This window comes from Kordiimonas pumila (assembly GCF_015240255.1).
Lineage (GTDB): Bacteria > Pseudomonadota > Alphaproteobacteria > Sphingomonadales > Kordiimonadaceae > Kordiimonas > Kordiimonas pumila.
Window position 1 is genome coordinate 1,752,902 of the sequence record NZ_CP061205.1, and the last position, 12,034, is coordinate 1,764,935.

Here is a 12,034-nt window from a genome sequence, read left to right on the forward strand (position 1 = left end):
ATTTTACGCTTGAAATGACGGAACCTAACGAACGCCTGCGCGATATCCTTATGTCGGTTTCGGTTTTGAATGAAAAGACCGGGCAGTGCCTGCGATCTATCGCCAGAGTGGAAAGTAACCTTCAGTCAGATGTAGACAGTTTTCAGCGTGTTCTGCGCTCAGAGGGGTATTATGCCGCGTCGGTTGATTACAAAGCCTTGCGGGGTGATAAGTCGGTCGATGTCAGCGTGGCGGTATATGCGGGGGTTCTTTATAAAATTGACAGTGTTAGTTTTTCTTTTGCGGGTGCAGAAAAAGGCGATACCGAAAATATCCAGCTTGAAGCGGTTCTAAAAAAGGGTGAACCGGCAAGTGCGGCAGACATTGTAGCTACAGAGCAGGTCTTGATTTTTGGGTTGCTTGAACAAGGCTATCCGTTTGCGGAGGCGGGTGAACGCAGTGTAACCGTGAACCATGCTACAGCGAGTGTTGCGGTAAATTATGTGCTGCAAAACGGACCTAAAACAAAGCTTGGTGAAACTATTTACGAGGGGCTTGACCGGACAGAGGCTTCGTACCTTGAAAGGTTAAAGCCGTGGCAAGAGGGTGATCTATACACCCGCAGTGAAGTGGATGAGTTTCGCTCGCGCCTGATGGCAACGGGCCTGTTTCGCTTAACTACCGTTACCTTACAGCAGCCGAATGAAGGCACAGATATTGCCCCAATAGTTGTCAATGCAGAAGAGGCCCCGCCGCGTAGGATAGAGGCAGGCGCAGGCTATTCAACAGGTGAAGGTTTTGAGCTAGAGACATCGTGGACACACCGTAATACATGGGGCCGGGGTGAAAATCTCAAATTTTCCATGAAGCTTGGGGAAAGCGAGCAAACGCTAGAGGCTGACCTTAGAAAACCTCAGTTCAAGCGCTACGGCCAAACTGCTATTTTTAATGCCCGCACAGGCCGTGAAAGTACACCTGCTTATAAATCTCATATTTTTGAATCGTATGCCGGGTTAGAGCGCCAAATAGGTAAACGCTGGATCGGCTCGCTTGGTGTTTCTGGTAAGGCGACACAGGTGCGGGAAGACGGCGAGCATGATGAATATGTGCTTCTTGGCACGCCCCTCGGCCTCAGCTACGACACCTCTGATGTGCTGCTTGATCCAACACGCGGTATCCGCCTTAATTTGCGGTTGGGGCCAAACATGTCACTGATCGGGGACAGGTTCTTTTTTCTGACCAGCGAATTAAAAGGCTCTGCATACTGGCAGCCTGATTTTATGTCGTCAGTTACCTTTGCTGTTAGGGGCCGCGCGGGCATGACCTTTGGCCCAGATCAGGACCGGATCCCCCTGACAGAGAGATTTTTTGCGGGCGGCGGTGGGTCTGTCCGAGGGTATTCTTATCAGGGCATAGGCCCTCAGGATGAAGACGGCGACCCTCTTGGTGGTAGATCTGTGCTTGAGGTGGGGTTTGAGGCCCGTGTGCGGGTTAGTACATCCATAAGCATTGTTCCCTTCCTTGATGGCGGTGCGCTTTATACAGACCAAATTCCGACATTTAACGGGTTTCGCTGGGGCACAGGGCTCGGTCTTCGCTATCACACTTCTATTGCCCCGGTCCGGCTTGATGTTGCATTCCCGCTTGACCGGCGGGAAGGGGACAGCGCTGTTGCGGTTTATTTGAGCATAGGGCAAAGCTTTTGACTGAAACAGCAGACATAAAGCCATCAGGCAGCCTAAAGGCTTTTGCTAAAAAGCTGCTGACAGCGCTTTTGGGGCTTGCTGCTGTTGTGGCGGTTACCGTGGGTGGTGCTTTGCTATGGCTTTCATCGGACACAGGAAAAAACTGGCTTGCGGGGGTTTTGTCAGAAAAGCTGGATAGTCCGGGTTTTGATATTTCGCTTGCCTCGATAGAGGGCTCGCTTTTTTCAAACTTTAGCGTGCACGGGCTAACTATTGCCGATGCTGAAGGTACATGGCTGGAAGCCCCTAAGCTTGATGTCACATGGTCACCTTCTGCGCTATGGGGAGGGACTATAGCTGTTGAGCAGGTAGCTGGTGACACTGTTACCGCCCATAGAATGCCAACTGTGCCGGCTTCTGAGCAGGCAGGTGATACTGGTGGAACTGCTTTTTTACCGAGCCTCATAATTGGTGATGTTGATCTGCAGGTTGTTTACGCAGAAATGCCCTATAGGCTTTCCCTTTCAAAGGTGGCTTTGTCGCCCGAAAGGGCAGAGGGCGCGCTGGTGTTTACAGATCAAGGCCAAACAGACAGGGTGCAAGCCAGCGTACGCTGGGCAGCAGATAACGCAGGCAAAGCCAATAAAAAATTTCGGTTAGCTGTTGATCTTCTCGCCCAAAAAGGTGGGATGCTGGGTGACATGATAGGCCTTAAGGCGCAGGAACCTTTGGTGGTACGCCTCTCTGGCGGTGGTGTGCCTGATAAATGGCAAGGCACCATAGACGCTGCAATGGAAGGCGCGCTTCAGGTGTCGGGAAATGCCTCTGGCAACAGGGAAGAATTGACCCTGACCTTGAAGCAGGCACAAAACAGCTTTCTACCCGCAGAGGTTTGGGCGCTGTGGGGGGCTGAAGCAGAAGCTGTTATTCAAGCCAAGATAGGTGATGTTCGGGAGATCACTGTAGAAGTAGACAGCCGTGTAAGTGGAGCGGGGGCAAAACTCTCTGGAGTTCTGGAAACAAAAGATGGATGGCGGCTTGAGAATGCTAATCTTACCCTTGATGTGCCCACGTTTAAAGGCGCTGGGGTTGCGGCTGAAACTATTCGTATTGAGGCCGGTGGTTCACTTGGCCTGAAGAATGGCCACGTAAAATATTTGCTCACGGGTGCGAGCCTGCAACAAGGGGCAGCAAACCTGGGTGCGATAGATACCCTTGGGGTGCTAACGTATGATGCAAAAGGTGTTTCTGGCACTGTTGATACGGCAAAGTTTGCTGCATTTTATGAAGATACTGCTCTTGAAAGTGTGGTGTTATCTGGTGGCTGGGCCTATGACTATGAGGGTAAAAACTGGCAGGTGGATGTTAGCAAAGCGGTTGCTGATATAGCATCTGCAAACAATGTTACAGTGAAGGGAACTGGCGGGCAGTTCGAAATGGCAAGCGGCCATATTGAAAGCTCGGTCAGTGCACTGGCGCCTTTCCACGATGGGCGCTTAACCGGGGGGAATTTAAAGCTTGATGTTGAGTCGCACGGTGACGGTGAGGCTGTGGAAACTGATATCACCCTGACCACTGCGAGCATGGCATATGCCGATGAAAAGCTTGCATCTCTTTTAGGGCTGGCACCTCAAGTGAATGCAAAAATACGCCAGACACCGGAACAGATAAGCCTTCAAGGTCTAAAAATTGATGGTGCAGCTCTTTCTGTTACAAGCGAAGGCAGTGTGAAGCCAGATGGTACAGGCTTGGATATTGAAGCCGCAGTGAAGCTTGCTAACATAGCGGCCCTTACTGGTAATAAAATGACAATGACCGGCTCCTTAGATGTTATGGCCCATGCTACAGGAAGCTTGAAAGCACCCGCCATCACCCTGGAAACAGCGCTTGCATCTCTTGATGGTTACGGCGTAGCGCTAACAGACCCCACTTTAACGGCAAAGCTTAGCCCTGACCCTGCTCTTGAAAATGCATGGGCGGGAACCGTGGATTTGCACACAGAAACAACCGCGGGCACGGTTACTATTAACACCAGCCTTGCGGTTACACCTGAAATATTGGCGTTAGATGAAATTCATGTGGCCTTGCCGGGGATTGGTGGCACTGGGGCAATGGCCTTGGCATTTGATGGCCCGGTTGATGGGTACCTCAATTTAAAATTACAGGAAACCACGCTTGAAACCGTGCAATTGCAAGGCATGGCTGAACTGGATATGCAGCTAACAGGCACTACGGACAATTTTCAGGTCGCGATTAATGTCAGCGCGGATAATGCGGAGTTGATCCGTCAGGGTGCTTTTCCGCTGCGTATGGAAATAGCAGCAGGTGCGCTTGATATTGGCTGGTATGCGGGAGAGCTGAATTATAATACGGATATTATTATAAAGGGCATATCGCAAGGGTCACAGCATATTGATGTGATACATATTGCAGGTGTTTCCGGCAGTAATGCACCGCTTACCCTTGAGGCAAACGGTTATCTTGGAAATAGCTTTACGGTAGAAGCTGGCCTTACATCGCAGGATAAAAAGGCAGAGTTGAGCTTTTCTCTGCTCTACGGTGGGGTTCAGGCCGCTACCACTGACACGGTGAAGCTGGATTGGGCTGACGGCTTTTCCCTTTCAGCGCCAGCGTTTACGCTTGCGGGCGGTGAGGGCAGCTTGGAGGCATCCTTGCAAGGAGATACAGAAAAAGCTTTATTGAAGCTTGATACGATAGATATGGCGTTTCTTAATATTTTACGCCCGGGCACGGTGTCTGCAGGTTCCCTTTCTGCTGATGTAACTTTCGAGCGGCTTCACGGCGCTGAAACAGGGGTTGCTAATTTTCATTTTAACAATACAGAATTTGCAGGTGGTTCGTTTCTGGAGGAAAAGTCGCAGTATTCAGCGGACCTGAAGGCCACGCTGAAAGATCATATTATATATATTGACGGTGCGGCGATTAAAGCGGGCCAAACTTTTGGTACACTCGTGGCAGAGCTGCCTTATGAGCGTGCCGATGGCCGTAAATTCAAGCTCAAATCTGGTGTGCCCTTGAAAGCTGATTTGAACTGGGAAGGGGATATTGCACCCATATGGGTGCTTGCGCGGCGACCAAATCATATTCTTTCGGGGTTGCTCGACGGCCAGTTACACCTTGAGGGTACACTGGAAGCCCCAGTGTTTGACGGGCAGTTGGAAATGAAAAATGGCCACTATGAATACGAGCCGCTTGGGCTGGTGGCGGACATTGCCCGGTTGGAGGTGAGCGGTAATCAAGAACGTATCAAACTGGCAGCCCTTGAGGCGACGGACGGCGCTAAAGGCACTTTGTCTGGCACAGGGTATGTTGAGTTGGCGGAGAATTTATCTTTCCCCGGCCAGCTTAACTTTACGCTATCTGATTTTCAGGTGGCCCGGCAGGACCATATGAACGGGACCGCATCGGCAGATCTCTCATACGTGCGGGAAAAAGGCGGCGCATCTACACTTAAAGGCAGTGTGGAAACCGGGCGTATTAATGTAGCTATGCCGCGCGAGTTGCCGCGTAGTGTTGTGGAAATCGATGTTACTGAAATGAATGGGTTTGACGATGACGATGCCGCGCTAGACCTGAAAAAGCCCACCAAGCAAGTGCCGGTTGTGCTTGATGTTGCGGTTTCTATTCCGCGTGCTTTTTTCTTTGAAGGACGAGGGCTTACAAGCGAATGGCAGGGAAACTTGCATATGGGTGGTACGTCTGATGATCCACGCCTGCTGGGCAGCATGACCATTCGCGAAGGAAACTTTAAGTTCGGCAGTAAAGATTTTAAAATATCAGATGGGTTGCTGTCGTTTAAAGGCGGGCGCGGGTTTGACCCAGACCTTGCTATAACGGCAGAATATAATGAAGGCAGCCTTGCCGCACGTTTGCAAATAAGCGGCCCGGCATCAGCGCCTGTTATCAAGCTGTCATCTGTGCCGCCGCTGCCAGAAGACGAGATAATGTCGCGTATTTTGTTTGGTCGGTCGGTTACGGAAATTTCTGCTTTGCAGGTGGCAGAGGTTGCTGTGGCAATTGATACACTGCGCGGCGGCAGTAAATTTGATATGGTTGGGCAACTTAGGCGTAAATTAGGGCTTGATACGCTGACGTTTGGCACGAGTGACACTGAGGAAAGTGCAACCCTTATCAGGGGGGGTAAATATATTAGGGATAATATTTATCTGGAGGTTGAAACCTCTACAGCCAGTAGTGAAACATCAACGAGACTGAAAATTGATATTACCAAAAACCTGCTTGCAGAAACCGAGGTTGGCCCACGCCAAGGTAGCAGGTTAAGTATAAAATGGTTCTGGGATTATTAAATAGCTACCATGTTGGCAGGGTGTTCAGTCAAGCATTACTGTTTTGATAGGTCGCCCGTATCAAGAATGGGGGAAGCGTCTAGCCCCTCTGCATCCATCATGGTTGCAATACGTTGCAGCGAACTGATGAGCATGGTGCGCTCCCAATCTGGCAGCTTACGATATTCTCTAAGGAAACCAGCCTGCATAAGCTCTGGTGCATCTTTTAAACGCTGAATGCCTGTTTCTGTGAGAGAAGCATATATGCTGCGTTTGTCAGTAAGACTTCGCTCGCGCTTAACGAGATTAGCTTTTTCCAAGCGGTCCAGAATAGAGGTTATAGTTGCTTGGCTTAACGACACTGTTTTTGCAATCACTGAAAGTTTGATTTTGCCCTTTTTATGTAGCGTTTGCAGTACCACCAACTGCGGTGCTGTAAGGCCAGAGGTTTTAGCAAGCTTTTTGGATTGCAGGTCAACCGCACGAATAATGCGCCTAAGCGAGATCAGGATATCATCATAATCAGTCATGTAGATCACAGTGTAATTGAAAGCAGTATTTGGCTTACAGTCAAACACTGGCATATGCAATGCCTGTTGTATCCTTAAGACTTTCTGCTGGTTTTTTACGCATAAAAGACAATAAAATTTTAGCATATGATTATTTTTTATGCAGCTATCATTTTTTATGCATTTTATGCAGCAAAGTGTGCTGGGGCTTATTGCTAAAGTGGTTTTGATGGTATCTAATAAAGCTATCAAGGGAGTATCGATTTGACATTATTTGATGAAATGATGATCGGTGATGAAACGGCCCGACGACCCTATAAAGAATATTATAATTGGTTTCAGGCCCAAGATCCCAGAACGCTCGCTGCAAAATGCCGGGATGCTGAGAGAATATTTCGCCGAACGGGTATTACGTTTGCCGTGTACGGGCAACAAGACGCCTCTGAACGGCTTATCCCATTTGATATTATTCCCCGGATTATATCTGGCAAGGAATGGCGCAAGCTGGAACAGGGTATTGAGCAACGTGTTGTGGCGCTGAATGCGTTTCTGGATGACATATACCACAAGCAGGAAATTATCAGGGCAGGGCGTATACCGAAGGAACTGATCACCCAGAATGATGCCTTCTTACCGCAAATGATCGGCATGAAGCCGCCGAGCAAGGTTTACACGCATATAACCGGCATTGATATTGTGCGAACTGCAGAAGACCAGTTCTGTGTACTGGAAGACAATGCCCGCACGCCGTCTGGTGTTTCTTATATGCTGGAAAACCGCGAGACCATGATGCAGATGTTCCCGGAACTATTTGCCCAAAATCGGGTGCGTCCGGTTGAGAACTATCCAGCCTTGCTGCGTAAAAGCTTGTCTGCTACGGCACCAGCCTGCACAGAAGGCAAACCTACGATTGCAGTGTTAACGCCGGGTATTTATAATTCGGCTTACTATGAGCATGCCTTTCTTGCGGATCAAATGGGGGTTGAGCTTGTAGAAGGGTCAGACCTGAGGGTGGTTGATGGCCGGGTGGCAATGCGCACAACGCAAGGCTATAAGCCCATTGATGTGCTCTACCGCCGTGTTGACGATGACTATTTGGACCCGCTGACATTTAAGCCGGATTCTGCGCTTGGTGTGCCTGGTATCATGGATGTGTACAGGGCGGGGCGCATTACAATTGCCAATGCGCCCGGCACGGGCATTTGCGATGATAAAGCCATCTATTCATATATGCCTGAGATCGTGGAATTTTATACGGGCAGAAAAGCTATTCTTCAAAATGTGCCAACGTGGCGCTGTTCTGAGCCAGATAGTCTTGCTTATGTGCTTGACCACCTCTCAGAGCTGGTGGTGAAAGAAGTGCATGGCTCTGGCGGGTACGGCATGCTGGTGGGGCCAGCAGCCAGCAAGAAAAACCTAGCAGAATTTACCCGTAAGCTGAAAGCAAGGCCGGGTAACTATATTGCTCAGCCAACGCTGTCGCTTTCGACTGTTCCTATCTATGTCAAAAAAGGTATCGCGCCGCGCCATGTCGACCTTAGGCCGTTTGTGCTGGTGTCTGATAAAATAAGTATCATTCCCGGTGGCTTGACCAGGGTTGCCATGAAGGAGGGATCACTTGTTGTAAACTCCAGTCAGGGTGGGGGCACCAAGGACACATGGGTGCTGGAGGATTGATGTATGTTAGGTAGAACCGCGAATGGCCTATACTGGATGTTCCGCTATATTGAGCGGGCTGAAAATATTGCCCGCCTGATTGATGCGGGCCTGCATATGGCCCTTACAAGTTATGACACCGCCGATGATGAATGGGCGTCTGTTTTGAAAAGCGCCGGTGTTGCGGATGCTTATTACCGAAAGCACGAAGAAGCGAGCGAAGCGTATGTGGTGGATTATTTGCTGCGTGACCGCGATAACCTGTCGAGCGTTATGTGTGTGGTAGAAGCTGCCCGTAATAATGCCCGTATGGTGCGCACGGCGCTTACGCGTGAAGCATGGGAATGCACCAACGAATTCTGGATCGATATGAAGCATATATTGGGGCGTGCTGTAAGGGATGCCAGTTTACCTGATGTGCTTAATGCGATTAAGCGGCATGCAGCCCTTATTCGAGGTAGCTTTCATGGTACCATGCTGCGGAACGAGATTTTTGATTTTTCAAAAATTGGTGTGTATGTGGAACGTGCCGATAACACAGCGCGTATTCTTGATGTAAAATATTATGTCCTGCTGCCTTCGGTGTCTTATGTGGGGTCTTCCCTAGATAATGCGCAGTGGGAATCTATTCTTCGTTCTGTATCTGCTCATAAATCATATCGCTGGATGTATGAAGCCGATCATAGTTCAGCCAATATCGCAGATTACCTTATTTTGAATGCTCGTATGCCGCGGTCACTTTCTTTCTGTTATGATAAAATCACGGGCAGCCTGAATAATCTGGCACGGGATTACGGGCAGCGCCATCCTGTGCACGACACTGCAAATGAAATTCAGGCATGGCTTTTTAATAGAGATATTAATGATGTTTTTGATGAGGGTTTGCATGAGTTTTTGCAAAAATTTGTGAAACGCAATAACTGCCTTGGAGCAGAAATTGCTGAAGCATATGGGTTTTATTGATGAACTTAAAAATAACCCACACCACAGATTATGTTTATGATGCGCCGCTGCATTATGCTTTGCAACGCCTTCGGCTTACACCGCAGGATGGCTATGGCCAAAAGGTTTTGTCGTGGCAGCTTGATCTGGAGGGCGCGAACGCAGAAGTGCCTTATGAAGATCATATGGGCAATATTACCACCCTGATCAGTTGTCACGGTGATAGCCACACAATCCGTATTCGTGTGTCTGGCGAGGTGGAGACGATTGACAGAACAGGGGTTGTAGGGCCGCATGCTGGATTTGTGCCTTTGTGGCTCTACCTTAGGCAAACCCCTTTAACTACCCCGGGAAAAGGTATTCATAAGCTGGTTAAGGAAACGCCGCCTGCCGAGTCTCTTCCCATGCTGCATGACTTGATGGGTCGAATCCATAAGCAGGTTATTTATAAAATTGGCATAACCACTTCAGAAACTACTGCGGAAGAGGCACTGGAACACGGCGAAGGCGTTTGTCAGGATCACAGTCATTTGTTTATATCAGCTGCGCGTGTGTTGGGCATACCGGCGCGTTATGTAAGCGGCTATATGCTGCTTGAAGGCACAGCCGAGCAAGCTGCAAGCCACGCGTGGGCTGAGGTTCACATCGAGGACTTAGGCTGGGTTGGTTTTGATGTGGCAAATAATCAGGCGCCAGATGCGCGGTATGTGCGTATTGCAACCGGGCTGGATTATAGTGATGCAGCACCGATTTCTGGCATTCGTCTTGGAAATGCAGAAGAATCGCTTGCTGTTTCCATTCGGATCGAGCAGTAATATGGGGTTGTTTGACTAAAGGTTTTTACATGACATACTGTGTTGGTCTTCGCCTCAATCGTGGCCTTGTTTTTATGTCTGATACCCGCACCAATGCCAGTATCGACAATATCGCTTCGTTCAAGAAAATGTACACTTGGGAACGCCCTGGCGATCGCATGCTCACACTTTTGTCTGCTGGGAATTTGGCGACAACGCAGGCTGTTATTGGCCTTCTTGAAGAGCGCAGTAAAGCCGCAGATAATCGCACGCCTAGTATATATGATGCGCCGTCCCTGTTTCAGGTTGCGCGGCTCATCGGTGATACAGTGAAGGAAGTTATTCGTATTAGTGCCGACGGTGGCCAAAAGGGTGAGGCAACTTTTGGGGCCTCCTTCATTCTGGGTGGGCAAATTAAAGGCGGGGAAACACGGCTTTTTCAAATTTACCCGGAAGGTAACTTTATTGAGGCGACGGTTGATACGCCTTTCTTTCAGATAGGCGAGCATAAATACGGCAAACCTATTTTGGTGCGTGCGTATGATGCTGATATGAGCTTTGAGGAAGCAGCCAAGCTTTTGCTGGTTTCGTTTGATTCAACGCTGCGGTCCAACCTTTCTGTTGGGTTACCTCTTGATATGCAGTTTTATGAGGCGGGTAGCTTAAAGCGTGGTTATGAACGCCGAATAGAACAGCATGATCCCTATTTTAGCGCTATATCTGATGGATGGTCAGATGCGCTTAAGGTTGCTTTTTTAAGCCTGCCGCCGTTTGATCCAAACGCCTAATCTGTTGCCAGATCAATAAGACAGTCAAGCAGCACATTCGAGCCGCGCTCAATATCTATCCAGTGGGTCCATTCGTCTGGTGCATGGCTTACACCGCCTACACTGGGGACAAAAATTAGGCCCGTTTCAGTAATTTCTGTGAAAAACTGGCAATCATGACCAGCGCCAGAGGGCATGCGAATGTAACTATAATCGCGGCTTTTGGTTTTCTGTTCAATCATGTTTACAATATTACTGCTGCAATATTTTGGCTCCAGCCAGCTCATTTCTTCATATTCGAACATTAGGCGGTGTTTTCGGGCAATGGTGGAAAGTACCCGGCGGCATGCGTTCGCAAGCCCTTTCATAACATCTTCATCAAGGTCGCGGCCTACAATGGTGAAATCAACTTCGCCGGGAACTGTATGCGGAAAGCCGGGTTTTAGCTCAACGTGGCCTATGGTGATGCGAGATTTTTCAGTGCCTTCTTCATCAATGATACGCTGTATTTGGTGTGCAAAATCGGCAAGCCCCAAGAAGGCATCGCTGCGCATATTCATAGGGGCAGTGCCTGCATGGTCTGCCTTGCCTATAAGGCGCACAATCCATTTAAACACACCAGAAATACCATCCACTACGCCGATTGTCTTTTTTTCGGCCTCCAGAACTGGGCCTTGTTCCACATGGAGTTCAAGGAAGGCTTTTAGCTTGTTTCTGTCGTGGTAGGCATGCATTACACCGTGATAGTCAAGCCCGTGGTCTGCCATGGCATCTTTTAGGAAAATACCGTTCTCATCCTTGGCATTCTCAAGCCATGCAAGGGTAATATTGCCGGTAAGGGCCTGTGATCCTAGCATGCCGCCAAAGCGGCCTTCCTCTTCGCTGGTGCCAACAATTTCAATGGGATAATCAAGCTGAATATTATTATCTCTAATTGTGCGAACACACTCAAGCCCGCTGATAACGCCGAGGGCACCGTCAAAAATGCCCCCTGCTGGCACGCTATCAATGTGTGAACCAGCCATAACAACGGGTTTATCCATGCTGCCATAACGGCCTATAACATTGCCTGCGCCGTCCATGCGGGGGGTAAGGCCTTCTTTTTCAAATAGCTCCATTAGCCAGCGCCGTGCGGCCATGTCAGCTTCGGTAAAGCTTTGTCTGTACACGCCTTTATTGGTTTCGTTGAAGCCGAATCTGGAGAGTTCAAACAAATCCCGTTCAATTCTTTCAACTGAAACATTTGGCATGTACGCTACCTTTAATTGTTAACCTGAGATGACTTTATAGCATCATGACAGAAAAATATTGAGAATAAATAGTTTGAATTCAAAAAATATTTCCCTATGATTGACTGCCAAACACGACAGGAGGACCCTGTTGATGCAACATAAT

The 12,034-nt window shown here is 49.0% G+C and carries 8 protein-coding genes; 6 read left to right on the forward strand and 2 right to left on the reverse strand.

Going from position 1 to position 12,034, the window contains the following annotated elements:
- Positions 1-14: 14 nt before the first annotated feature.
- Both ICL80_RS07455 and ICL80_RS07460 read left to right on the forward strand, forming a co-directional pair.
- Positions 15-1,685 (forward strand): autotransporter assembly complex protein TamA, encoded by a 1,671-nt coding sequence (locus ICL80_RS07455; RefSeq protein WP_194215464.1) that lies wholly within the window; start codon positions 15-17, stop codon positions 1,683-1,685.
- Positions 1,682-5,992, forward strand: a complete 4,311-nt coding sequence (locus tag ICL80_RS07460) for a translocation/assembly module TamB domain-containing protein (RefSeq protein ID WP_194215465.1) — start codon at positions 1,682-1,684, stop codon at positions 5,990-5,992. Before ICL80_RS07455 ends, ICL80_RS07460 begins: the two co-directional genes overlap by 4 nt.
- Positions 5,993-6,027: 35 nt before the next feature.
- Here the strand turns inward: ICL80_RS07460 and ICL80_RS07465 are convergent, their stop codons facing one another.
- A complete protein-coding gene (locus ICL80_RS07465) occupies positions 6,028-6,501 on the reverse strand; it encodes a MarR family winged helix-turn-helix transcriptional regulator (RefSeq protein WP_194215466.1) in 474 nt (157 codons plus the stop codon).
- A 261-nt stretch (positions 6,502-6,762) separates the two neighbouring features.
- Here ICL80_RS07465 and ICL80_RS07470 point away from each other — a divergent pair, with 261 nt between their 5' ends.
- Genes ICL80_RS07470 through ICL80_RS07485 form a run of 4 tightly spaced genes read left to right on the forward strand, consistent with a single transcriptional unit; the run spans position 6,763 to position 10,660 of the window.
- Positions 6,763-8,157 (forward strand): circularly permuted type 2 ATP-grasp protein, encoded by a 1,395-nt coding sequence (locus ICL80_RS07470; RefSeq protein WP_194215794.1) that lies wholly within the window; start codon positions 6,763-6,765, stop codon positions 8,155-8,157.
- A gap of 3 nt (positions 8,158-8,160) precedes the next feature.
- Positions 8,161-9,099, forward strand: coding sequence for an alpha-E domain-containing protein (locus ICL80_RS07475; RefSeq protein ID WP_194215467.1), 939 nt, complete (start codon positions 8,161-8,163; stop codon positions 9,097-9,099).
- Positions 9,099-9,893: a transglutaminase family protein gene (locus ICL80_RS07480; RefSeq protein ID WP_194215468.1), complete on the forward strand. Its 795-nt coding sequence runs from the start codon at positions 9,099-9,101 to the stop codon at positions 9,891-9,893. The genes ICL80_RS07475 and ICL80_RS07480 overlap by 1 nt, the downstream gene beginning before the upstream one ends.
- Before the next feature lie 29 nt (positions 9,894-9,922).
- Entirely contained in the window at positions 9,923-10,660 is a 738-nt protein-coding gene (locus tag ICL80_RS07485; protein ID WP_194215795.1) for a proteasome-type protease, read from the forward strand.
- On the opposite strand, the gene ICL80_RS07490 is transcribed toward ICL80_RS07485, so the two are convergent.
- On the reverse strand, positions 10,657-11,889 hold the full coding sequence (locus tag ICL80_RS07490) for a Zn-dependent hydrolase (RefSeq protein ID WP_194215469.1): 1,233 nt from the start codon (positions 11,887-11,889) through the stop codon (positions 10,657-10,659). The two genes, ICL80_RS07485 and ICL80_RS07490, sit on opposite strands and share 4 nt — an antisense overlap.
- Positions 11,890-12,034: the final 145 nt, after the last annotated feature.

Coding starts and splice junctions, on each gene's coding strand:
- ICL80_RS07455 (WP_194215464.1), top strand. CDS start 15: ATGACGGAACCTAACGAACGCCTGCGCGATATCCTTATGTCGGTTTCG.
- ICL80_RS07465 (WP_194215466.1), bottom strand. CDS start 6,501: ATGACTGATTATGATGATATCCTGATCTCGCTTAGGCGCATTATTCGT.
- ICL80_RS07470 (WP_194215794.1), top strand. CDS start 6,763: ATGATGATCGGTGATGAAACGGCCCGACGACCCTATAAAGAATATTAT.
- ICL80_RS07475 (WP_194215467.1), top strand. CDS start 8,161: ATGTTAGGTAGAACCGCGAATGGCCTATACTGGATGTTCCGCTATATT.
- ICL80_RS07480 (WP_194215468.1), top strand. CDS start 9,099: ATGAACTTAAAAATAACCCACACCACAGATTATGTTTATGATGCGCCG.
- ICL80_RS07485 (WP_194215795.1), top strand. CDS start 9,923: ATGACATACTGTGTTGGTCTTCGCCTCAATCGTGGCCTTGTTTTTATG.
- ICL80_RS07490 (WP_194215469.1), bottom strand. CDS start 11,889: ATGCCAAATGTTTCAGTTGAAAGAATTGAACGGGATTTGTTTGAACTC.